The 23997-nt window shown below is 56.8% G+C and carries 20 protein-coding genes and 1 tRNA gene; 6 read left to right on the forward strand and 15 right to left on the reverse strand.

The genetic code is table 11. The features are described 5' to 3' along the window. Window positions 1-178: 178 nt before the first annotated feature. A complete protein-coding gene (gene smc / locus VN577_23865; protein ID HWR17887.1) occupies window positions 179-4105 on the reverse strand; it encodes a chromosome segregation protein SMC in 3927 nt (1308 codons plus the stop codon). A gap of 293 nt (window positions 4106-4398) precedes the next feature. Then, window positions 4399-4680, reverse strand: coding sequence for a SemiSWEET transporter (locus tag VN577_23870; GenBank protein ID HWR17888.1), 282 nt, complete (start codon window positions 4678-4680; stop codon window positions 4399-4401). Between the two features lie 43 nt (window positions 4681-4723). On the opposite strand from VN577_23870, the gene VN577_23875 reads away from it, so the two are divergent. Continuing rightward, window positions 4724-5053: a hypothetical protein gene (locus VN577_23875; protein ID HWR17889.1), complete on the forward strand. Its 330-nt coding sequence runs from the start codon at window positions 4724-4726 to the stop codon at window positions 5051-5053. On the opposite strand, the gene VN577_23880 is transcribed toward VN577_23875, so the two are convergent. From VN577_23880 to VN577_23890, 3 genes are all read right to left on the reverse strand, one after another. Further along, entirely contained in the window at window positions 5054-5236 is a 183-nt protein-coding gene (locus VN577_23880) for a hypothetical protein (protein HWR17890.1), read from the reverse strand. It lies immediately after the preceding gene. A gap of 76 nt (window positions 5237-5312) precedes the next feature. Continuing rightward, window positions 5313-6713, reverse strand: a complete 1401-nt coding sequence (locus tag VN577_23885; protein ID HWR17891.1) for an IgA Peptidase M64 — start codon at window positions 6711-6713, stop codon at window positions 5313-5315. Between the two features lie 93 nt (window positions 6714-6806). Beyond that, on the reverse strand, window positions 6807-7703 hold the full coding sequence (locus tag VN577_23890; GenBank protein ID HWR17892.1) for a LysR substrate-binding domain-containing protein: 897 nt from the start codon (window positions 7701-7703) through the stop codon (window positions 6807-6809). A gap of 43 nt (window positions 7704-7746) precedes the next feature. On the opposite strand from VN577_23890, the gene VN577_23895 reads away from it, so the two are divergent. Next, a complete protein-coding gene (locus tag VN577_23895; GenBank protein ID HWR17893.1) occupies window positions 7747-8310 on the forward strand; it encodes a GNAT family N-acetyltransferase in 564 nt (187 codons plus the stop codon). Between the two features lie 51 nt (window positions 8311-8361). Here the strand turns inward: VN577_23895 and lon are convergent, their stop codons facing one another. From lon to tig, 6 genes are all read right to left on the reverse strand, one after another. Further along, the gene (gene lon, locus VN577_23900) at window positions 8362-10776 is read right to left on the reverse strand and encodes an endopeptidase La (GenBank protein ID HWR17894.1); all 2415 of its coding nucleotides are present in this window, start codon (window positions 10774-10776) and stop codon (window positions 8362-8364) included. Window positions 10777-11008: 232 nt separating this feature from the next. Continuing rightward, a complete protein-coding gene (locus VN577_23905; protein HWR17895.1) occupies window positions 11009-11536 on the reverse strand; it encodes a YbhB/YbcL family Raf kinase inhibitor-like protein in 528 nt (175 codons plus the stop codon). Between the two features lie 71 nt (window positions 11537-11607). Continuing rightward, a complete protein-coding gene (locus tag VN577_23910; GenBank protein HWR17896.1) occupies window positions 11608-13251 on the reverse strand; it encodes a sialidase family protein in 1644 nt (547 codons plus the stop codon). Window positions 13252-13424: 173 nt separating this feature from the next. Then, the gene (gene clpX, locus VN577_23915; GenBank protein HWR17897.1) at window positions 13425-14699 is read right to left on the reverse strand and encodes an ATP-dependent Clp protease ATP-binding subunit ClpX; all 1275 of its coding nucleotides are present in this window, start codon (window positions 14697-14699) and stop codon (window positions 13425-13427) included. A gap of 98 nt (window positions 14700-14797) precedes the next feature. Beyond that, window positions 14798-15406: an ATP-dependent Clp endopeptidase proteolytic subunit ClpP gene (gene clpP / locus VN577_23920; GenBank protein HWR17898.1), complete on the reverse strand. Its 609-nt coding sequence runs from the start codon at window positions 15404-15406 to the stop codon at window positions 14798-14800. A gap of 94 nt (window positions 15407-15500) precedes the next feature. Next, window positions 15501-16787, reverse strand: a complete 1287-nt coding sequence (gene tig / locus VN577_23925) for a trigger factor (protein HWR17899.1) — start codon at window positions 16785-16787, stop codon at window positions 15501-15503. 143 nt (window positions 16788-16930) lie between these two features. Between tig and VN577_23930 the strand changes: the two genes are divergently transcribed. After that, the gene (locus VN577_23930) at window positions 16931-17230 is read left to right on the forward strand and encodes an antibiotic biosynthesis monooxygenase (protein ID HWR17900.1); all 300 of its coding nucleotides are present in this window, start codon (window positions 16931-16933) and stop codon (window positions 17228-17230) included. Between the two features lie 111 nt (window positions 17231-17341). On the opposite strand, the gene VN577_23935 is transcribed toward VN577_23930, so the two are convergent. Next, window positions 17342-18931 carry a hypothetical protein gene (locus tag VN577_23935; protein ID HWR17901.1) on the reverse strand — a complete coding sequence of 530 codons (1590 nt, stop codon included), beginning with the start codon at window positions 18929-18931 and terminating at the stop codon, window positions 17342-17344. Window positions 18932-19126: 195 nt separating this feature from the next. On the opposite strand from VN577_23935, the gene VN577_23940 reads away from it, so the two are divergent. Continuing rightward, a complete protein-coding gene (locus tag VN577_23940) occupies window positions 19127-20527 on the forward strand; it encodes a rhomboid family intramembrane serine protease (protein HWR17902.1) in 1401 nt (466 codons plus the stop codon). 318 nt (window positions 20528-20845) lie between these two features. Continuing rightward, on the forward strand, window positions 20846-21532 hold the full coding sequence (locus tag VN577_23945; protein ID HWR17903.1) for a uracil-DNA glycosylase: 687 nt from the start codon (window positions 20846-20848) through the stop codon (window positions 21530-21532). 1 nt (window position 21533) lies between these two features. On the opposite strand, the gene VN577_23950 is transcribed toward VN577_23945, so the two are convergent. Genes VN577_23950 through VN577_23960 form a run of 3 tightly spaced genes read right to left on the reverse strand, consistent with a single transcriptional unit; the run spans window position 21534 to window position 23690 of the window. After that, window positions 21534-21677: a hypothetical protein gene (locus tag VN577_23950; GenBank protein ID HWR17904.1), complete on the reverse strand. Its 144-nt coding sequence runs from the start codon at window positions 21675-21677 to the stop codon at window positions 21534-21536. A 60-nt stretch (window positions 21678-21737) separates the two neighbouring features. Then, window positions 21738-23384 carry a glycosyltransferase family 39 protein gene (locus VN577_23955; protein HWR17905.1) on the reverse strand — a complete coding sequence of 549 codons (1647 nt, stop codon included), beginning with the start codon at window positions 23382-23384 and terminating at the stop codon, window positions 21738-21740. 6 nt (window positions 23385-23390) lie between these two features. Then, window positions 23391-23690 (reverse strand): DUF3467 domain-containing protein, encoded by a 300-nt coding sequence (locus VN577_23960; protein HWR17906.1) that lies wholly within the window; start codon window positions 23688-23690, stop codon window positions 23391-23393. A gap of 221 nt (window positions 23691-23911) precedes the next feature. Between VN577_23960 and VN577_23965 the strand changes: the two genes are divergently transcribed. Next, window positions 23912-23996, forward strand: a tRNA-Leu gene (locus tag VN577_23965). Window position 23997 lies beyond the last annotated feature (1 nt).

Consider the following 23997-nt stretch of genomic DNA (forward strand, 5'->3'; position numbering starts at 1 on the left):
GAGCGAAAACATCACGCCAAATGCCCATTTTCGCGAGATCAAAACTGGCGGTTAATTTCCCGTTAAGCTTTTCATTTTCAACTTCGTTCCAACAATTTCACTGCCCATTTCGTCAAGTGCCTTCCCAAAAAACAAATGCCCGATGCCGAAGCATCGGGCGACCTGCAAAATTTTGCAGTTAAGCTGACATTGCTTTCGTTTCCTCAAGATGATGGAAACGAACACTCACCAGTTTGGAGACGCCGGGTTCCTGCATTGTGACGCCATAGAGTACAGGTGCAATGCCCATCGTCTTCTTGCTGTGGGTGATGATGATGAACTGCGTATCCGAGGACATCTCCTTCACCAATTCAGTGAAGCGGCCGATATTCGCCTCATCAAGCGGCGCATCCACTTCGTCCAGAATGCAGAACGGGCTCGGCGTGTATTGGAAGATGCCGACCAGCAGCGAGAATGCCGTCAAAGCCTTTTCACCGCCGGAGAGCAGGAGCACGTTCTGAAGCTTCTTGCCCGGGGGCGAGGCCACCACATCGATGCCGCTTTCCATCGCATTCTCTTCGTCCGTCAGCTTCATGAAGCCTTGTCCGCCGCCGAACAACTTGCGGAAGGTGACCTGGAAGTTTTCGTTGATCTTCGCAAAGGCCTCGGTGAACTTCTCCTTCGAGATCTGTTCGATTTCCTTAATGGTCTTTTGGGTGTTCTCAATAGAGTCGAACAGGTCCTTGCGCTGCGTTTCCAGAAAGGTATGGCGCTCGCTGGTTTCCTTGTATTCGTCCAGCGCCATCATGTTCACCGGACCCATCGCTTCCAGCTTAGCCTTCATCTCCTTAACGGTTTCGTCTTCGAGCGTGAGGTTTTCGCCGGTGACGATCTGGAGAGACTCGTCAGCGAGCAGTTCGGTCGGGATTACGCCAAGCTCTGCGACCGACGATTCCGACATGTGGGTCGCGTCGGATTCCAGTTTGGCAGCCAGCGCGGAGACTTCACCGCGGCGATCACGAATCTGGTCGAGGGTGCTTCTAGATGCCTTCAGTTCTTCTTCGATCTGTGTCAGACGGGAGCGAACCGACTCCGATTCCGTCTGCAGCTCGGTTACGCGCGCATCCAGACCCTCGCGCTCACCCGCCAGTGCAACTAGTTGTTCGGCGATCTGGACGTTCTCGGCTTCACGATGCGATTTCTCGGCCGAAGCAGATTCCGCCTGGGCCTTGAGCGACTCCAGTCGTGTGCTTACTTCGGTGATGATCGATTCGACGCGCTGCAGAGTCGCTGCCGCCGAACGCCTGCGCTCTTCAAGTCCAGCGACCTTGGCCATCATCTCGGAAGCATTCTGGGCTGCGGTATCGCGGGCCGCACGCAGCGTTGCGAGATTCTCCTGTGCCGCTGCGATCTGCTGTTCAATTTCGGTGCGTTGCTGCTCTTTCGCGGAAAGATCAGTCTGCTTCTCCGCGATGAACTGTTCGCGTGCCGACCTCGCGGTTGCCACCTGCTGCAGTTCGCGTTCGTACTGCGACAGACGCTGCCGCGTACGCTCCATCTCACTGTCGAGCTGGCGCAGCATATGGCCGCTGGTCATCGCCTGCTTATCTGCTTCGCGCTTGTCCGCTTCGAGACGTTCCAGCAGGGATGTAAGCTCGGCGATTTCCTTCGCCAGTAATCCGGCCCGGCGCTCCTGCTCCCGCAACGCCATTTCCAGGTCCTCGACCTGCTTGGCGATCACGCGCAACTCGCGCTTCATGGCCAGAGGGCCTTCGGCACGCTGCTTGCCGCCGGTGACGGTTACGTTGTGGAACGATTCGCCGTTCTTCGCAAGAAAGAACGCGTCCGGGTTCTCGAGCGCCAGTTCACGCGCGACGTTAGGATCGGGAACGATGTAGCCGTTACCCAGCTTCGGCAAAATCACTTCCAGCGACTTGCCGAAACCGTCGAGTACGCGAATGCAGTTCTTCAGTGGCACGATAGTGTCGTGGCGCGCAGCGGCAGCCGCATGCGCCGATTCGTCAACACTGAACGAAAACTTTGCCTGCGCGTCGCTGGGATGGACCAGGAACGTGGCACGGCCGTCCACGTCGCCGCGCAACAAGTTCATGCCGTAATCGGCGGCGTCCCAGGATTTCACGACAACGAAATTCAGTTCGTCGCGCAGGAAGTCGTCCACCACGTGCTCGTACTGGCCTTCTACTTCAAGGAAGTCGGCGAGCACACCCACGGGAGCGCGGCTGCCGTCGAGCGCACCTGACTGGAACAACCGACGCACAGAGTCCGTCGAGTAACCATGCTCGTTGATAACCGCTTCCAACGATGCTTTTCTGCCCAGGGCCGTGGCGTATTCCGCGCGGAGGCCGTCGAGATGGCGTTTGCATTCCACTTCTTCCCGACGCTTCTGTTCCAGCGTTTCGCGCGTGGACTGAATCTGCGACGTCAGCGAGTTGACCCGCTCCGACGCCGATTCAAATTCCATGCCCAGTTGTCCACGCTGGCCGCCAAAAGCTTCTATCTGTGAATTTGCGCTTGCAACTTCTGCATGCAGACGGGCTGCTTCGCGGTCGTGTCCCGCAATCTGTTCGGTGGCCTTCGCGATCTCGTTACGAACCGCACTCTCATTCGCGACAGCCTGCATCACCTGCACGCGACGCTGTTCCTGTTCGCGCTCAACCTGCTGCAGTGCCGACGCCGCCTCTCGCGCTTCTTGCTGGCGTGCTGCCGCATCCTGCTGGGCTGCCGCTACATCACTGGCCGCTGTCGCAAGAGTCTGGCGGCTGGCTTCTACTTCCTGCTCTAACTGTCCTTTGCGATCGATCGCGGCCGCAATGTCGCGATCTGCGGTCTCCATGCGAGTGGCAAGTTCCACGCAGCGTTCTTCGTTTGTCTTCTGTCGCGACTGGGCGCGGTCGCTGTCGCGGGTGATCGTCGCGAGACGCTCGCGGGTGGTCGTCGCCTCAGACTCGATGTCATAACCCCGCTGCGTTCGCTCGGTGTGCTCGGCTTCAAGTACCTGCACCGCTTCGGTCTGAATCTTGATCTCTTCCGAGAGCTTCGTAAGTTCTTCTTCCAGGCTGGCGCGGTCGCCCTGCAACGCTACCCATTTGCTTGCCAGCACCACGCGGAGCTTTGCGCGCATTTCGTCGCGCAGCTTGGCGTAACGCTCGGCTTTCGCGGCCTGCCGCTTCAACGAATTCATCTGGCGGGTGACTTCGTCGAAGATGTCATTCAGGCGGCTCAGATTCAACTTGGCTTCTTCCAGCCGCGCCTCGGCCAGACGTTTCTTCGTCTTGAACTTGGTGATACCGGCAGCTTCTTCGATGATCGCCCGTCGGTCGGTCGGTTTGCTGCTCAGGATCTGCCCGATACGCCCCTGCTCGATGATGGCGTACGACTCCGGCCCAAGACCCGTGCCCATGAAGATTTCCTGGATATCGCGGAGACGGCACAGTTTGCCGTTGAGCAGGTACTCACTCTCGCCCGACCGGAACAGGCGACGCGTGACGACGATCTCGCCCTTCTTGAAATTGTTGCGATGGAACTTGCGCCGCCGGATCTTCAGCACCACTCCGGTGGGTGCTGTTTGAGCGGCTTCGCTCTTTGGCTCGGCATCCACTTCGGCGGTTCCAGCCTCAGCCGAGGGAGTTCCAGGTTCTGCCGCCGTTTGCGCGGCATCAGCCTGTTGGGGAACCGCTCCTTCTACTTCTTCGACCTGCCCAGGCCGGACTTCTTCGATGTACTCGTCCGCGTCCTGCTCCGATTTCGTACGGAGAGTCGCCTCGTCCCAGTCTTCCTGCGGAAGGTCGTCCACCACCTCGATTTCGGGTTCAACGACATTGCCGCCGTCGTAGGCGTCCGGATCGATCAGCGTAAGAGAAACCTCGGCCATGCCCATGGGCTTGCGGTCGCGAGTGCCCGCAAAGATCACGTCTTCCATGCGCGCGCCGCGCAGCGACTTGGCCGACTGCTCACCTAAGACCCAGGTGATTGCGTCTGAGATGTTCGACTTTCCGCAGCCGTTGGGGCCAATGATTCCGGCCACACCTTCGCCATGGAACTTGAGTTCGGTGCGATCACAGAAAGACTTGAATCCCAGGATTTGAAGCTTCTTCAGCTTAAGCAACTGATACTCCTTCGCGCCGTTCCTCGGTACCGGGGTCGTAACCCAGGGTTCGCAACAAATCTAGCCACCATGTTTGCATGGGTCAAGCAGATAAACACCATATATTGGGGCTTATCTGTTGAAAACGCAGTATGTTGCACCCTCTTTGCAGCAAAACGCCGGTATACACGAACACACGCTCATTCACGGGAGAAAAAAGGAGGAAGAGGAGAGGCAACAGAGCTAGCTAAACTGTAGCGCCGCTGGTGCAGAAATACAAGGTCACACCGGAGAAATAACGGCCAAATTCAGGTCTATGCCCGGGCGGTCGACTTCGCCCGCTCGCGCTTGTACCGGGCCTTCATCGTCATCAGCGCGAAGCAAAGCAACATCGTGATCGAGTTCGACAGAATCATCGGCCAGTTGTCCAGGATTAGCCCGTAAATGAACCACAAGCACAGGCCCGTCTGGAACACGAACAGCCAGGCCCACGACAGATCTTCGCAATGTTTGGTCCGGAACGCCCGAACAACCTGCGGAACAAACGACAATGTGGTCAAAAATCCTGCGATATATCCGAAGAGTGCGATGTCCATAGGGGCTAAGATTCGATGTTAACAGCAATCCCGGAGGCGTCTTGTGAGAACTGAACGTTACTTTGCCTTGTTGTTGATCTTATTGTTGGCCATCTTGGCCTTTCGTCCGATGACCTCGCCCGAGCCCGTTAAGGCACAGGACGCTCCCCGTGCCTGCGGACTGTATTTCGAACCGGGCGTAACCACATTGCGCGCACCCGGAGGCGAACGCCAGGCGTTCGGCAAAGTGGCATACGACACTTGTTCCGGAAAAGTTTGGGGATTTCCGACCGGGAGCAGCGCGCCTTATCCGATGGATACAACGAATCCAGCGCCGACAACCTCCCACCCGATTTACCTGGGCAGGTTTGCCGTGGAGGCTACGCAGAAATAACTATTCGAGCCCAAGAGGATGCTTCTCGTCCTCGGCTTCTTCGATGGGATGACGCTCGTGCCATTTGCGCAGTCCGAACGCGATCAGAAAGCCAAGCGGGATACTCGCCACCAGAAGCAGCAGAATCCCAATGATCGCTGCAACAAGGTTGAAGTTCTTGGCGGCAATGAACAGCGCAAACATGCTGGTTATATTCTAGAACGGAAAGGCCCGGATTGAACCCCGGGCTTCTCCGTAGTTCCGAATTGGGAGGACGGTTCTAGCTTCCCGTGTACATCGCGATCACTCGCTCAATCGCCCGCTTGCACACGGAACAGAACTGGTTGTGCCGCGTGAACATAATGCAGTTCACCTCCGGACGGTAGTACCCCTTCGCTTCGTACAATGCACCCTCGAAAGCTCCCACCTTTCCGGCATACTTTTCAGCGCCTAGCATCTCGTCTTCGTGCTTCAGTTCCTCGGCAAACAAGGCGTCCATCTCCGCTTCGGGACGGTTCTGCGCCCTGATCTCGCGCCGGCGCTTCTGGATGGAATGCGAGTACTGCGAGAACGCCTCTTTGTTCCACGGTGTAGGTAGCGGAGTGCCGGGCGAAACCATGTCGGCCCATTTGAAGTCCTTCTTATCCAACAGGGCAGTCACGTTCGGGTCCCAGGGCTCGATCCTTTTAGTCGCCGGAGCATAGGAAACGTCCGAGGTGTAATACTCGTCCCCGAGTCCGGCGAAGTGGTGTCCAAACTCGTGCACGAATACGTACGGCGACCATCCGCTATCGGCCGCTACAGTCGAGTACAAGTTGAAGATTCCGCCCCCACCATAGGTGTTCGTGTTCGTGAGGATCTCGACCACGTCATACGGCGCGAACTGCGCGATCGTGCGGAACGCCTTGTTGTCGAACGTCAGTACGTAACGCTCCGAATCGAACGCATCATATGTCGCTCCCACCGGCGACTTCCGGTAAATGCCCGTGGAAGGCCGCGAAATGCCCGACTGTTCCGCCGGAGGACAAAGTCCCCATACATTGAAGTCGGCGCGATGTTCCTTGAATGGCGACGTCGAGAAGAGAATGTCCATCAGTCGGCGTGCGTCTTTCTCGAACTTCGGCATTTCCGCCGCAGTGTAGCCGTCGCCGAGAATGAGGAAGTCAACCTTCACCGTTGGATCTCCCGACTTCTGCAACTCGATCAGGTTCGCCGGAGCCTTCATCGTCGAGCGATCAATGAACTTGTCCTTCGGATCGATGTTCACCGACCATACCTCGTGAAAGGCCATGAGTTCGTCTCGCTTCTTCAGTACCACCTGTACCGGCTTCTCTGGAGCAGGGAAGCGCAGTGACTCGGAGAACGTGCGGTTCAGAGTCTTGGCTTCGTCGGTGGTCTCCCACTCGCCATAGATCGAAGCGAACCCCCGCGAGTAAAGCAGCTTATTGGAAGCGCGGTCGCGCACCTCGAAGATGTACTTGCCGAGATTGCTCTCGTCGATCGGTTTTGCCGGATTGCCCGGGAAAGGCAACGGCTCAAGCACAACTTGGTCGAAGCTGAACATCTCCTGGTTGGCGTTGCCGGTGTGAAAGTAGTCGAGGCGCATCGTGCGCGGAACATTGGTGGCGGCAGACATCGCGACCGTAGTAAATAGAACGAACAACGCAAGTTTGCGGATCATGGCGAAGGAATTGTACTAGGCAAAGACTCGGAAGCTAAGTGGGGAGGGATGAGTGAATTGAGAACGAGTGGCGTGCCGTTGCCGTTATCTCCTTCAGTTTGCTGCAAACGCCACCTTCGCCATTCCCACAAACGCTTCTGCGGTAGGCGTCATCGGCTCATCTCTTCTACCGAGCGCTATTTCCGTGAATGCATCTTTCGCCACGATTCTTCGAAACACCACGCCCGGTGTTCCCAACTTCGCCACGCAGGCCGGGGCGATCGACACACCCAGTCCCGCGCCGATCAACCTTATTGCCGTCGGCCATTGAGGCGCTTCCTGCACCACCTGCGGACGGAATCCTGCGCGCTCGCACACGCCCATCGTCCTGTCATAAGCGACCGGCCCCATGCTTCGCGGATGAAAGACGAACGGTTCTCCCTTCAGCTTCGCGATCGAGATACTCTGTTGGCTCGCCAGCCGATGTCGTGCCGGCAGAATTGCGACAAATGGCTCTCGCATAAGGCTTTGGATTACCAGGCCTTCCACTTCGCCCGGATCTCGCAGGAAACCCAGGTCCACCGTTCCGTCCCGCAAATGCTCGATAACCTCTGCCGTAACCATCTCCATCAGTCGAAGCTGGACCGCAGGATATTCGCGCCGGTACGACCTGATCACATCAGGCAATGACGTGAGCATCGCTGAACCCGCAAACCCAACTGTCAGGTTGCCAATCTCTCCCCGGCCCACCCGGCGGACCGCATTCAAATCCTCTTGTACTCGGGCAAGCGTTCGCCGCGCGCGCTCGAGCAACTCGCGTCCCGCAGCCGTCAGCGCCACCGATCGGGAAGTGCGCTCGAACAATGGGTGCCCTAAGGTTGATTCCAGGTACTTGATCTGCTGCGACAACGGAGGCTGCTGGATGCCGAGCCGTGCCGCTGCGCGCCCGAAATGAAGTTCCTCGGCGACGGCTACAAAGTATCGGAGATGTCGAAGATCAATATGATCCATATATCAATCAAAGCAATCAATATATTGGACGTGTTCTCTGCTTTTGTCTATCGTTACCTACAACGGTGAGGAGGACGATGTGGGAGCACAACCGCTAATGCGCGAAGAACCATCTGCCGAGCCAACGGTTCGCCTTTTTCGGCCCGGAGATGAAGCGGATTTCCGCCGTCTCAACGAAGAGTGGATTCGCCGCGATTTCAAGATCGAAGAAAAGGATCTCGCGTCCTTTGACGACCCGCAGCACAAGATCATCGACGGCGGCGGCCAGATATTCATGGCAATGCTCGACGGTGTTGCGGTGGGCTGTGTGGCCCTTCTGAAAATGGACGGTCGAACTTATGAGCTCGCGAAGATGGCCACCGACGAGTGTTTTCGGCGTCGCGGCATCGGGCGAGCCCTTATGAATGCCGCTATCGCCTGGGCCCGCCAGCAGAAAGCCCGCAGGCTCTACCTGGAGACGAACCACGTGCTTACGCCGGCTATGAAATTGTACGAGTCCTGCGGATTCCGCTACATCCCGAAGGAGCGCCAGAAGCCCTCGCCTTACGTCCGCTCCGACGTGCAGATGGAAATGTGCCTTGAGCCGGAGTGGGTGCAATACATCTAAAACAAAAAGACCCGATCTTGCGACCGGGCCTTTTTGGAGTGTCGTGTTGTATTACTGATGTGCCGTTGGCCCTTCTGTGGCCGCGGGCGGAATTGCTGGTAGCGCCTGACCTTCGGGCAGATCTTCCACGATCTCCGGCAACGGCTGCTCCAGCGCGATAGCCAGCACCTGGTCCATGGTGTCCACCGGATGGATCTTCATTGCGGTACGCAGGTTTTCCGGTACCTCGGTCAGATCCTTCTCGTTCTCCTTCGGGATTATCACTTCCTTGATGCCTGCCCGCATTGCTGCCAGCAGCTTTTCCTTCAATCCGCCGATTGGAAGAATCTTTCCGCGCAGCGTGATCTCGCCCGTCATCGCAACCTCGCGGCGCACCGGAATCTTGCTGAGAGCGCTCGAAATTGCGGTGGCCATGGTGATGCCGGCCGATGGGCCGTCCTTCGGAATCGCGCCTTCCGGCACGTGCACGTGGATGTCGCAGCTCCTGTAGAAGTCGCGCGGAAGTCCCAGCGATTTCCAGCGTGAGCGTACGTAGGTCATAGCGGCCTGCGCCGATTCCTGCATCACGTCGCCGAGCTTTCCAGTCAGGATCGGCTTGCCGCCCTTTCCTTCTACGACCGAGGCTTCGGTCGTAAGAATCGAGCCGCCTACTTCCGTCCAGGCGAGTCCGGTGACCAGGCCAATTTCGCTCTTCTCATTCGCCAGCGTGTCGCGGAACTTTGCCACGCCGAGGAATTCTTCCACCATCTCCGCCGTGACCGTGACGGTGTACTTCGCGTCTTTCACCACGCGACGCGCGATCTTCCGGCATACGTTGCCGATTTCGCGTTCGAGGTTACGGACGCCAGCTTCCCGCGTGTAGCTGCGGATGATAGTCAGCAGGGCATCGTCCGTGAACACAGCCGATTTTTCTTCCAGTCCGGCCTGTTCGCGTTGCTTGCGGACGAGGAACTGTTTGGCGATCTCCAGCTTTTCTGGTTCGGTATAGCCGTGCAGCCGCAGCACCTCCATGCGGTCCTGAAGTGCCGGCGGAATCGTGTGCATCACGTTCGCGGTGGCGATGAAGAAGATCTGCGACAAGTCGTACTCGACGTCGAGATAGTGGTCGACGAACATGAAGTTCTGTTCGGGATCGAGGACCTCGAGCAGCGCGGCCGACGGGTCGCCGCGGAAGTCCATCGACATCTTGTCGACTTCATCGAGCATGAAGACCGGGTTCTTGGTGCCGGCCTTCTTCATCATCTGGATGATCTGGCCGGGCAACGCACCGATGTAGGTGCGCCGGTGTCCGCGAATTTCCGCTTCATCCCGCACGCCGCCCAGTGACATGCGCACGAATTTGCGGCCCGTCGCCTTGGCAATCGACATGCCGAGCGAAGTTTTTCCCACGCCCGGAGGTCCAACGAAGCACAGGATCGAACCCTTCGGGTTCTTTACCAACTGGCGCACAGCGAGGAATTCAAGGATGCGTTCCTTGATCTTCTCCAGGCCATAGTGATCTTCGTTCAGGATTTTTTCCGCGTGTTCGATATTGCGGATTTCTTTCGATTTCTTCTTCCACGGAACCGCGAGCAGCCAGTCGAGGTAGTTGCGGGAAACGGTGCTCTCAGCCGACATCGGCGGCATGGCTTCCAGCTTCTTCAACTCCTGCAATGCCTTCTCATGTACTTCCTTCGGCATGCCGGCGTTGTCTACCTTCTTCTTGAGTTCGTCCCACTCGCTCTTTTCGCCGCGGCCCAGTTCCTTCTGGATGGCCTTGATCTTCTCGTTGAGGTAATACTCTTTCTGAGCACGCTCCATCTGCCGCTTCACGCGGGTCTGGATGGCGCGATCCATGTTCAGCTTCTCGATTTCGATATCCAGTACATCGGCGATACGGTTCAGTCGCTCAGCCGGATCGAAGATCTCCAAGAGTTCCTGCTTCTCTTCGATCGAAAGCTGAAGGTTCGCCGCGATGGTGTCCGTCAAACGCGACGGATCTTCCATCCTGACGGCGGCAATCATCGTCTCGTAGTTCAGTGACTGGCAGAGCTTCACGTACTGCTCGAACAGCGATGTCACCCGCTGCATTGCCGTCTCGATCGGCTGCGTCACTTCAGTGGTGTACTTCACCGTGCGGACGGTCGCTTCGAAGTAGCCGTCGGTGTCCACCAGTTGCAGTATCTTGCCGCGCTCCACTCCCTCCACGAGCACCTTGATGTTGCCGTCGGGGAGCTTCAGGCTCTGCACGATATTGACGATCGTGCCAACCTGATAGATTTCGTTCGGCTTCGGTTCATCGATGCTGGCGTCATGCTGCGTCGCCAGGAAAATTTTCTTGTCCCCCGCGAGCGCCTCTTCAAGAGCGCGTACGCTGGACTCGCGGCCCACCACGAACGGCGTCATCATGTACGGGAAGATGACGACATCGCGAATGGGCATCATCGGAAGCCGCTTGGTATCGAATTTCTCTTTGCCTTGGGTCAATTTTCACCTATGAAACTGCGGCGAAAGGTGCTGCGAAAAAGCAAACCTCACCGGTCATTCGATCTGTTTCCATTATATAGGCCGGAAAGGAAGTGCAACGGCCCAACGGTAACATTCGGACCTGCACATTCGGATGTTACCGCCCATCGCAGGCTAGTGCAGGTCAGTGTGGATATCAAGCGAGGAAACGCCTGAGTACATAGCACGCGGGGAACTCGCTGAAGTGCACAATCTACCTTCTTTGATACGTGCCCATCACCTCAGCCTGCGCGAGTATGTGACCCTTCATTGCCTGCTCCACCTGCTGCTTCGTCGCACCCGGCCTCAGTCCAAGTGCCGTGTCCAGCGCGTAGAGCTTGAAGAAGTACCGGTGGGTCTTTCCCGGTGGTGGGCACGGGCCTCCGTACCCGATCTTCTTGAAATCATTTATTCCCTGCGTGCCGCCGTTGGCATGATCGGTTTTCGCGACGCCTTCCGGTAGGTCATGTGCATTCGCGGGCAGATCGTAAACCACCCAATGCACCCATGTACCTATCGGTGCGTCGGGATCATCCGCAATCAACGCGAAGGTCTTCACGTTTTGGGGCGCTTCCGACCACTTCAGGGCCGGAGAAACATCGGTGCCCTGGCATGTATATTTCTGCGGGATCCCCTGCCCATTAGCGAAGGCGGAACTCTCAATCTTCATACTTCCTCCATGTTGCTGCGCGAACAATGGAACTGCCAACGATAGCAACGCGATCAGGAGTACTTTCTGCATCCCTAAATGCTACTCCCAAAACAAAACGGCCGACGGCGGTTGCCGTCGGCCAGAATTAGGAACTGTCGGCGCTAATCTTTTGATCCGACGGCATGTTGTCCGGTGCGCGTGCTGCCTTGTACCGGAGCACGCTGGTCCGTCCACAGGCTCCACGTCGCGCCGTTCGAGCCCACCGCCACCCCGTTATAGTCGCCAATGAACCGGGACTGGTAATTGCCTGCAGCTGGGTTGGCCGCGAACCATCGCGAATTGCCCACATCCGACAAACCCGAGTCAACGCGAACCTTGTTGATCGTCGGTGTTCCGTTGGAAGCAAACGTCACGTGCGAGACCGAAAACCCGTATTTGCATTCATTCTGTCCCGCGGAGTACGCGCGATCCATGTAGCCCACATCTACCCGCCCTGTTGGGGCAACAGCTACCCACGGATAGAACTGGTCATTTCCGGCATTATCCACGGTGACGACCGACCACGTTGCTCCGCCATCGGTGGAACGTCCGAGAAACACGTCTGTATTCGTGGCAGCAGCACTGCCATTGCGATTGTCGGCCCATACTACGTACACCGTGTTGCCGGTCGGGTCGCTGGGATCAGTCGCCGTATTGCCCTTTACGCTGTAGCGGAGCTGGCAACCAGTCAGGGTATCGCGCCCATCCACGTTCTCCGGGAACACCGCGTAGTCATACAGCGTGTCGATCCGCACCGGATTACTCCAAGTCTTCCCGCCATCCGTGGACTTCACGATCATTGCCTGGTTCTGGTCCGACGTGTTGAAGTTCTCGAAGCTCACGTACACGGTTCCGTTAGCAGCCGTCGCCGGATAGGAATCCTGGTTCAGGTCACACTCGTTCGGTTGTCCGAAGTATGCAGCGGAGCAATACGGGCTGAATCCGCTTATGGCCATCGGCTTCGTCCAGTTGTTCCCGTCATCGGAATACGACAGCACGATCGGATATTGAATGAAACCGGCTGTTGGACTGAAGAACTGGTTGAATCGCGTCCACGAAATGTAAACGCGATTGCGAAATGGACTAGCCGCCCCGGCATCTGCGGCAATGAATTCCTTGTCGTTGAAGAGGTTTGGGCCATAGCCGACCGATGGCGTAATAGCAGTTTGACCTCTGGCAACCGTGATCGGCTTCGTGTAGGTCAATCCGCCATCGTCCGAATACGCGACTACCACGCTGGGTCCGGTGTAGCTCCCGCCGGGGCCTTCATGGTCAGCGATATTCGCAAAGTAAATTCGGCCGTCTGCATCGAATGCGAGCGCCGGGTCACCCGTGAACTGGTACGGAGTGATCGGGGGCAGCACCTCGCGCCAGGTATTCCCACCATCAAAGGTGACCGACGTCGCGCCCACTACATGGGACACCGTCGTCGCTCCCCGGTATTGGATCAGGTACGAGTGATATCCGCCGACAGCATGGTTCGGATCGTTCGGATTTACTGCAATCGTCGTTTCGTTATGCGGGACCTCGCCATCACAATCCAACAGCATGTCGCCGGTGTAGATCGAAGGCTGGGTGAAAAGGGAAGTGATGCAATTGAAATTGGGAATCGCTCCCACTCCGCCCTCGACATCGGTTCCTAGTTGCCAGAAGTCGTAGAAGCCAGATGGACGGGGGCCGGGTTTCTCGGACGGGTACCGGTCAGCCGCGATCGCCAAGGCTGCGAATGCGATCACGAAAATGAGTATGGCTAACTTTCTAAACATGGGTTCCCCCTGGGTAAGTTGTTGATTCACGTTCGTGGGGTCGAACAACGGTTTGCCGAACGGCAAAGAGGAGGTCACTTCTACACCACTACACAATGATTCTCAAGCGCTTTGACCTGCCGAAAATGAAAAAAGCCCCTGATTTAGGGGCTTTTCAACGGTCTAGCCGATTGCTAACTTGCTTGTTTTTCAGCAGTTGCCAGTGAGATGTCGCGTTTTTCAACCATTTCCTGCGTAACCTCAAAGTCTTTGACTTTCTTCTGGCTCGGGAGGTGATACATCAGGTCGAGCATCAACTCTTCCAGGATCATACGCAGTCCGCGGGCGCCGACCTTCCGGTTCAGTGCCTCGCGCGCGATGGCATGAAGCGCGTCATCCGTAAACTTCAGGCGTACGTTCTCGAACTCGAACAGCCGCTGGTACTGCTTAATGATCGCATTCCGCGGACGCGTCAGGATTTCCACTAACGCGTTCTCGTCGAGATCGTTCAAAATCCCGACCACCGGCAACCGTCCAACAAATTCCGGGATCAATCCGAACTTGATCAGGTCCTGCGGTTCCGATTGCTGGAGCAATTCGGTATCGCGCCGGTTCGTTGTGGGCACTGGAGCTTTTTCGTCTCCCCCCGTTCGGAAGCCCAAGGTCTTCTTTCCGACGCGGCGTCCAACAATCTTCTCTAACCCGACGAACGCTCCACCGCAGATGAACAGGATGTTTGTCGTATCCACTGGGGTGAATTCCTGGTGAGGATGTTTCCGTCCACCTTGCGGCGGCACATTCGCGATCGTTCCTTCCAGGATCTTCAGCAGTGCCTGTTGCACGCCTTCACCGCTCACGTCGCGAGTAATGGAAGGGTTCTCGTCCTTGCGGCCGATCTTGTCGATTTCATCGATGTAGATAATGCCGGTCTGTGCGCGCCCCACATCGCCATTGGCCGCCTGCAGCAGCTTCAGGATGATGTTCTCCACATCCTCACCGACGTAGCCGGCTTCGGTGAGCGTCGTCGCGTCCACAATCGCAAAGGGAACATCCAGCATCTTCGCCAGCGTCTGGGCGAGCAGGGTCTTGCCGGTACCCGTCGGACCGATCAGCATGATGTTCGACTTCGCCAGTTCCACGCCGTCGTTCCGCTGCCGGTTCATGTGAATACGCTTGTAGTGGTTGTAAACGGCGACAGCGAGCTTCTTCTTGGTCTGGTCCTGCCCAATCACATACTGATCCAGGAACGCTTTCACTTCCTGCGGCTTGGGCAGATGATCGGGGGCGGCAGCGGCGTGCGTTTCGCTTCTGTCGTCTTCGAGAATGGAATTGCAGACTGCGACGCACTCATCGCAGATGTATGCCCGCGGATAGTCGCTGGGCGAAGAGATCAATTTGGCTACTGCGTCCTGAGACTTGTGGCAAAACGAGCAGCGCAACAGTTCGTCAGATCCAGATCGGGATTTCATGCCGCTCCTTCAATCTCACCCCTAACGCTGTTTCCCGGTCTTCCGCTGCTCTAGCCCTTTGAAGACCGGGCAGGTGGCGCTTAGTTCACCTGTTCGAACTAGCTTCCGGCCTTCGCGGCCATCGGCTGAAAGATGATGTCGTCGATGATGCCGTATTCCTTCCCTTGCTGGGCATTCATGATGAAATCACGCTCGACATCTTTTTCTATTTTATCCAGCATTTGGCCCGTATGCCGCGACAGTATCTGGTTCGTCAGCTCACGCATGCGAAGGATCTCGCGCGCATGAATGTCGATATCCGTAGCCTGTCCTGACAGTCCGCTCATCAACGGTTGGTGAATCAGGATCCGCGAGTTCGGCAATCCAAACCGCTTCTTCGGAGCCCCCGAGGCCAGCAGCGTTGCCGCCATACTGGCTGCCTGCCCGATGCAGATCGTCATCACGTCCGGTTTGATGTATTGCATCGTGTCGTAAATTGCCATGCCCGCCGTTATCGAGCCACCCGGCGAGTTGATGTAAAGCTGGATATCTTTCTCCGGGTCTTCCGCCGCCAGGAACAGCATCTGCGCGATGATCAGGTTCGCAACGTTATCATCGATCGGCGTCCCCAGGAAGATAATGTGGTCGCGCAACAACCGGGAGTAAATGTCGTACGCGCGCTCCCCCCGCCCCGTTGTTTCAATCACCATTGGTACTAACATTTGCACCTGCCTGTCTTTTCCACTGCTGTTCGGTGATTTTGTTCCACCTTAGCGTGTTCCACCAGAAACACAATAAGGTGAGCTACTCAGTACTCTCGTGTTACTGAGTGGCCCGGTTGTACACCAGATCCATAGCCTTGTCAGTACGGATACGGTTACGCATACGGTCGATGGTCCCGTCCTTAATCAGCTTCTGACGAAGCGCTTCCACCGCCTGCTGCGACTGTGCCGCCAGGATCTGCACTTCCTTCTCCACGTCTTCGTCCGTGACTTCGATATTTTCCTTGTCGGCGATCTTCTCCAGCAACAACGCGACCTGTACTTCCTTCTTCGCCGCGTCTCTCTGGCCGGCCCGCAAGCGAGCGAAATCCATCTTCCGCATGTCTTCGGTCTTCATGCCTTGTTGAGCCAGCGCCCGAAGTCCGCGTTCCAGTCGTAGGTCAATTTGGTGCTCCACCAGTGCTTCCGGCACGTCGATCGGATTCCGGCTCAACAGCTCTTCCACCAGTTTGTCCTTGGATTCGTGCTCCGCCTGGTGCTGTTTCTCCGACTCCATCCCCTCGCGAATACGTTTCCGGACGTCATCGATGCTGGTGAACTCCGCTCCAAGCTCTTTAGCGAAGTCATCGCTCAGTTCCGGCATCGACTTCGTCTTGATTCCGTTCACCTTTACCCAATAATCGAAGCTCTTGCCGGCCAGCCGCTGGTCCGAAAAATCGTCCGCATACTTCACCACGAATGTACGCTCGTCTCCGGCGTTGGCTCCGCGCAGGTTCTCCGAAAATTCCGGGATCGTGTTTGACCCGCCCACTTCCACCATCACATCGTCCATGGTGACGGGTTGCCCTTCGGCTTCGCCCTGCGGCGTACCTTTAAACGCTACCGAAGCGAAGTCGCCATCCTGGATCGGACGTCCCTCCACAGGGTTATAAGATGCGTTCTGTTCGCGCAGATGATTGAGCGTTTTTTCAACTTCTTCGTCAGTCACGCTGACGTTTGGCTTTTCAATCTTGATCTCGTGATAGCCCTGCACTTCGAAGTCCGGCAGGACCTCGAACTTAGCCTTGAACTTCAGCGGTTCGCCTTCGTGCAGGTGCAGGTCGGTAACCCGCGGCTGCGACACCGGGTGTAAGCCCTGTTTTTCCGTTTCTTCGCGGAAATATCGGGGAACCAGTTGTTCCACCACTTCGGTCTTGATGTCTTCCGCGAAGCGCTGGCGCACCACGGTCGCCGGCACCTTACCCTTGCGGAAACCGGGCAACCGAGCCATCTTCTGGAATTTCTGGATCACGGCTTCGGTTTCACGGTTAACGACTTCGACGGGAATTTCTACGCTGATTTCGCGTTGTGTTGAACTTGTTTTTTCGGGAGTTTCGGTTTCTGCCACTGAGTGTCCTTACTATTCGATTCAGCAGCACTGGAATATGCTGCAACCTATCGAATATAAGAGACTAAGAGAGGAACGGTCAAACCGCGCAACGCCCCTGTGTCGACCATTCAATCTGCCGAATTACTGGAAAGGACCAACGTATGTTTGTCATTGTGTGGGAGTTCCGCGTTCGCACCGGATGTGAGGCAGAATTCGAACTGCATTATCGGCATGACGGAACATGGGCGCAGCTCTTTCGTCTCGATCCCGCATATCAGGGAACCACTCTATTGCGTGATCCCGTGGTCCCCGGGCGCTATCTCACCCTCGACCATTGGGAGAACTCCCAGTCTTACGACAGCTTCCGGCAGAGCTTCGCTCAGGCCTACGCCGAAATCGATGCAAGCATGGAACACATGACTGAATCTGAGACGAAATTGGGAGTATTTGAACCGGCGTGACGTCCATTTGGGGAATGGACGAGTTTTCCTGGTTGGGGGCTCCTCGTTTCAGAACACAATTTGTGTTCCGAATATGCCAATTCACCCCATCTTGTTCCGGCGTGGCTGGACCTACTCTCCGACAATTTGAAGCATTCTCTCGTGAACGCTCATTCGCATCGCTCGCACCGCTGGCGTGATCGCCAGCCTAAGGCTTAATTCGCCCTGATGCGCGGAGGTGTCTTCCTGCGGGGTGCGTCCCAATGCGTGCTTCACATCAGCGACGGTCGCGTTGTCGATGCCTTGCGAGATCATCAACACGTCGTTCGCTCCAATCTCGATAACCACCAGCCCGTCGCTCGTATTGAAGCGCATGGCGTAACGAACCCGGCAGTTCGAATCCGTCTCGCACTCGCTGCCTTGTGGGATTGCCGAATCCAGTAACTTTGTCCGTTTCAGCAGAGCGGCCTTGTAAAGTTCGGCGAACCGTTTAGCTGCCGAATACGTCTTCCAGCGAGACACGTACAGTACTGCCAGGTCCGACGGAACCACATCAGCGTCCGCTTTATTCGCTGCCGATGGCTTCTTCACCGCGACGTAGGTACCACCGTCCCACTGTGGAGAAATCGCAAATCCATCGTTTTCGCGCCCGTATTCCGTCGACATCAATCGGACGTCCAGTTCTCCGATCGAACCCGAGTCATACACCTTGTAAGCCGGTTCGAGGACATCCGTGATATTCGGTAGCCGGTACGGTTCCGTGCGCGTTCGTGCCAGGTATGCCTCCGGCTGAAGGATTTCGTGCGTGTCGCGCGGCGGACGATCGAAAACTCCCGCAAATGCCGCTGCGGTTCCTTCTTTTTTCAGAACTTCCAGTTCGAAGGCAAAGCCGTCGTAATACGGAAACATTGCCAGATCCTTCAGGATCTGCGGAGCGTTCTGAAATTTCAGTGGCGACTCGAGTTCCGACGTCAATTCCGCCCTGATTGCATCGATACGGTCACTGGAAGTTCCCAACCTTCTGCCCGTTCCACGGACCAGATAATCGTAGTAGACGATCATCGCCTGTCCTTCAACGGCGGCGGTTCTCGCCTCGGGCTCAATCGCGATGTTCTCAGGTGCTGTATTGAACTCCAGGTTTTCGGTCCTGCCCGGGTCCTTCCACTTCAGCAGGTTGTAATTCTGGTCCTGTAGCGCGTGAGTCAGTTCGTGTGCCATGACTGGGCGTTGCTTCCGGTAATCCACCCAGTTCAGCAGGTACATCACCTTTTCCCGCGGATCGTAAAATCCGGCAAGGTCGCTCATGATGTCTTCGGCCAGGAACTTCGACATCCGGAAGTCCGCAGGTAGCATTCCGAACTTCTTCAGCACCATTTCAGCGTGCTGGACTTTTCGTGCATGATCGCTGTTGCGCAGTCCGTCGGCGAAAAACTTCTCGGCCTCCGCCTTACCAATCAGTTTGTATTTCACTGGCTCACGGCGGGGAAGTTCGGAGTCCTCGCTCGCGAATTTCAGGATGTTCTCAATCTCCTGAAACAGGACCTTCGCGTCCTCTTCATTCACCATGATGTCCGGCTTCTTCTTTGCCTTTAGCGTTCGCGCATAATCGGCGAGACTCTGTTGGGCATCTGGGCTGGGTTCCGGCGTTTCTTGTGCATCTGCTATAACGGCGGCCGCGAATAGGAGCGCGATACCTGCCACGAAGTTGAGAATCGTACGCATTGCTGGACTCCGGGGAAATGCTGCGAAATCGAATGATAAGAGTCCTTAGTTACCTGCAAAAGTTCCGGATGACTATGCACTTGAGTAATCCATGGAGTCTTTGAACTTTCACTTGCCTTTTTGCTCGGACATCTCTGTCCCGCGAATCATGTATTCTCTTCAGCGATGGCGAATTGCGTTCAATGTGGAAGGGAATTGCCGTCCTTCTCCTTCGGCGATCAGACGGATGTCTGCCGCGAATGCCGCGCTCAGGCGCAGTCCGAAGCTGAGGTGCATCGCGATAGCAGCCCAGAAAAGCCCGCCGAAGTGGATGCCCAGGGTCCGCCGAAGGGCTTCCTTTCAATGGCGCGTATGTTCCCCGTCACTTCCGCGATAGTTGCGCTCAACACCGCCGTTTACCTCGTCTGCGCTGCCATCAGCTTGAAAACGGGGCGTGGCAGCCCCATGGACTTCGACACCGAAATGCTGGTTCGCTGGGGTGCCGATTATGGGCCGCTGACCTTCGGAGGCCAGTACTGGCGGGTGCTCAGTTCCTGCTTCCTGCACGGCGGTCTCATCCACATCGCCGCCAACATGTATTGCTTCTGGGATTTCGGCCGGATTGCCGAACGCGTTTACGGGGAGCTTCGTTACCTGTCGATCTATGTCCTGACTGGGATCGCCGCCAGCCTGGCGAGCCTTGCCATCCACCCGAGTAATGTCAGCGTGGGAGCGTCGGGCGCGATCTTCGGAGTAGCTGGCGCGCTTGTACTTCCTTTCTACAGCAAGCGTCTGCAACTGCCCGCGCCTGCCATGAAGGCCATGCTTCGCAGTCTCGGCACCTTCATCGTCATTAACTTGTTTATCGGGGCAGCGGTTCCGGTTATCGACAACTCCGCCCACATCGGCGGCCTTCTCTTCGGACTCGCCCTCGGCGCGCTCTGGACTTGGCTGCGAGTAGCTCCTCAGGAACTCAACTCCACGGTCCTCAAGGTCACGGCCGTTGGCCTCATTCTTTGCGGCGTTGCCTTCGTTGGACTCCAACGCTTACACGCCGACCGTCTTCTGGCTGAACAGGCTCTGTTCGACTTGGAACGTGGCGATCTTGACTCGGCCACCAGGCGGGCGAGGCGGGCCATCGAGACCCGGCCCAAGGACCCAGTGCCCCACATCGCCCTGGCCGAGGTGTATTTCCGCAAGTCGCAGTTCGCCGACGCCGCCCGCGAATACCGCGCTGCCCTCGACCTCAAGCCCGGCAACGGATATTCGCTCGCCCAACTCGGGGCCTCTTATGTCGCCCTGAATCAATGGAGCGAGGCCGAACCGCCTCTGCGCGAGGCGCTAAAGCAGCAGCCCAACGACGCCGAGGTCCTGCTGAATCTGGGTATCACGCTGGCCGCCACCAATCGCACCGACGAGGCGCTTCAACAGGTACGCAAGTCCGTTCAGATCGACCCAGCCTCCGCCCGTGCCCAATTCACTCTCGGGAGACTCCTCCTCAAGACCGGCGAGAACCAACAGGCGATGGGGGCGCTTCAAGAAGCCGTCCGCCTGGCTCCGAACGACGAGGTTTACCGCAAAACGCTTCGCGAAGCCGAGTCACGAGTCACCAACTGATCTGCTTCTCCCGATTCGGGAATCTGGTCGTCAAGGGGGTCACGTGATTCCTTTTCCCTCAAAATATAGAGAACAAGCAAAATAAAAAGGTCACTGCCGTGGCATCTTCACCCGAACGAACCTGCTATGCTGAATAAGTAGGTGGTGAAGACGAACCCGTCTCACCACCTTTCTTGTTAGCCGTGAAACCCGGAACAATGCTTAGATGACAATTTTTGTGATCTTTTCATTTAACTCTTTTGTTTTCATCGCAAATAGAGAGATCACACCAGTTAAGCTATTGATTCCAAAAGAGTCATAGGGGGAGGGGGGTAGTCGTTGTCTGTCTTGAATGTTCTAAACAAGGAAGTGATTGGCTGCCGGCTCTGTCCGCGCCTAGTCGAGTACCGTGAGCGCATCGGACGCGAAAAACGTCGTGCCTATATGGATTGGGACTATTGGGCCAAGCCTGTCCCTGGCTTCGGCGACCCCAACGCCCGGATGCTCATCCTCGGACTCGCCCCTGGCGCCCACGGCTCCAATCGTACCGGTCGTCCATTCACCGGAGATCAGTCCGGCTACTTCATGTATCCGATTCTGTATCGGACCGGGTTTGCGTCCCAACCCAACGCCACTCACGTCGACGACGGCCTGAAACTGATCGACGTCTACATCACGGCGCCGGTCCGTTGCGCCCCGCCGGACAACAAGCCCACCCCCGACGAAATTGCTAACTGCGCTCCCTACCTCGATCGCGAAATCGCCGCGTTGAAGAACTTGAAGGTCGTGGTCGTCCTCGGCCGGATCGGCTTCGATGCGTATCTAAACTACGCCAGGCGCCAAGGGGTGATTCAGCGAAAAACGGGCTACGTATTCGGCCATGGCCTGAACTACACCATGCCCGATGGACGAGTCCTATACGCGTCTTATCACCCGTCGAATCAGAACACCGCGACGGGTAAGCTGACTGAGGCAATGTTTACGGACGTATTCCGAGAAGTGAAAAAACTGCTCGTCCGGCTCTGACCTACGCGGCGCGGCTGGACTCTCGCCATTGCAGGTACTCGAACAGGCTGTCGGCCCATTCATCTGCCCGGTCATTCACGCGGGCAGCGCCGGCCAGAAACAGCAACAGCAAGCCAAGCGAAGCGAAATAGAAGAGTAGAAACATGAAAATCAACATCGGGGCCCTACCACACTGAATGGGATGCGTCCCTGTGACTTGGGGCTGTCAGCGCCGTAATCTGGCGTTAAAGGCTCGGTCCATGGTCAGCACTGCCACCCATTGCCCACCCTGGCTCCGGTGGAACACAACGTGCCCCTGAAGCATCTCAGCGGTGACCTGCGGCGGCAGATCGACGTGGTATCCGAAATAGCGTTTTTGCAGGGTTTCCCAGAAGGGAAGTCGAATCAGAAGACCGTGTGGTTCGTACTTGGTCGAGAAGAGAAACGCCGCATCGTAGGTGTTGGCCGCCTCACGTGCCGCCATGATCTGCGTCATTGAGAAGTTCTCGATCGCGACAATTTGGATCGGCTTCTTGACATATCCGAGATACGGTTTCGTCAGTTCGTCTGAACCTGGCCATGCCGTGAGCACGCGTCCCGCCGGCGGATGTTGTTCAAGATATTGAGCGGCCTGCTGGTGCAGTCGAACGAAGTCGGCGTAGTTGAGGTTGTCCTCCGGTGCGAACTGATACGGCGGGTTAATGACCAGCCCAAGCGCAAACGCCAGGCAAACGACACCGACGAACGCTGGCCACCACGGCAGCCTTCGCCACAGAGTTGAAACAAAAACAATGACCACCAGCGGATAAACCGGCAACAAATAGCGCGCAAGCACTGCTCCGCCGACAACCGAAAGTGCAACTAAATACGAAAGCAGAACGACGAGAAAAACCATCTGCTTCGGAATCGTGATCCGCTGGCGCTCCGTGGTGAATGATCCGCCACCGTTGCGCTCAGGTGATTCGAGTGAAATCGGTCGCCGCGTCATCGCCAGCAGCGTCGCGATCGTCAACACGAACATGTTCATGTAGCCGAACGCCTGCCACAACCGTTGTGCCAGCGCCGCAAGGAAGCGCACCGGATGTAACGTCGTTGCAACGTTGTATCGCACGAACTCGGGATTGCCGAAGATGACACCCGTCTCGTGATGGTGATATGCAAACCAGATTGCGAGCGGGCAAACGCCAACCAGCAACCACGCTGCGCGGATCAGGCTCGATCGAAACAGGAACAGCTTGCTCCAGCGCGACTCGCGCGTGGCAATCCCAAGAAGTTCCCAGGCGCACAGCGCGAGCGGCGCAAGGATCGCCGTCTCTTTCGCGAGTCCGGCAAGCGCAAACCAGAACGCCGTCGCCGGATAACGGTCGCGAACATACGCTGCGAGTCCCCAAAGCGTGAAACCCGCGGCCGCCATGTCGAGATGCGCCATCGTGCTCTGCGCGAAGAAGACCGGAAAGATCGCAGTAACAACTACGGAAGCAAGCGCGACCGTGGAGTTCGCGACCTGCCGTGCTAGATGAAAAACGCCGGTGAGCGTGAACGTCGCCACGAGCAGCATCGCAACGCGCGTCACCGCCGCGTGGTAACCGAAGATCTTCCATGCAGCCGCAAGCCAGGCCATTACGAGTGGCGGATGCGCGTTCGTCAGCGTGGAAGTTGGAATGAACTGAAAGTGCTGCCAGATGTCGCGGCCTGCCGGAATGTAATATCCCGCTTCATCCCAAAAATAGGGTAGCCGTAACAACGGAATATGCAGCAAAAGGATGGAAACAAAGATCAGTCCGGCGATGACCGGCAGTCGCTCCCACCACAATCGTGTGGGAGCGCTTGTCAGCGGCTTGGGAAAGCGCAGAATCTTCGCCGTGCGCTGCATTTTTGGTTAGTTGATCGGGCCGCCTACTGCCATGCGCGGATCAAGTTTGATCTCGCCAAAGGTTTGCTCGTAGTTGGTCACGTTCTGCTGAAGGATGGTCATCAAGGCCTTGGCCTGTTGCGGACTTAGATAGATTCCCTGGAAATTGCGGATCTCGACTTCGTTCTCGACCTGCTGTTGCATGGTCCCGAAAACGAGGAAAAAGTCCCAGACATTGACACGGACCTGGACACTATTGGCATAGCTCTCGCGGTATCCCGGTTCATTGACCAGCTTGATATTAGGTTGATTCGGTGGATTTGGCATAAGTCAGGCGTCTCTCTCGCTTTGAATAGAAAAGAAGATATTACCGGAAATTGCTGAGCCTGAAAGCGACACCCGAGGAAAAACGAGAATCGCAGGCCAGCAGCGCTAACGAGGTCGGAAGGTCATGTGCATTCGAAGATGATTGAAAAGTCAGGGAACTCGTCATGGCTGGTGTGGACCTCCGAACCATGGCACAATTAACGAGACACACAGATCCAAGTGCGAAAGTGGCGGAATTGGCAGACGCACCAGACTTAGGATCTGGCGCCGCAAGGCGTGGGGGTTCGAGTCCCCCCTTTCGCACCAA

The organism is Terriglobales bacterium (genome assembly GCA_035561515.1).
GTDB lineage: Bacteria > Acidobacteriota > Terriglobia > Terriglobales > Acidobacteriaceae > DATMXP01.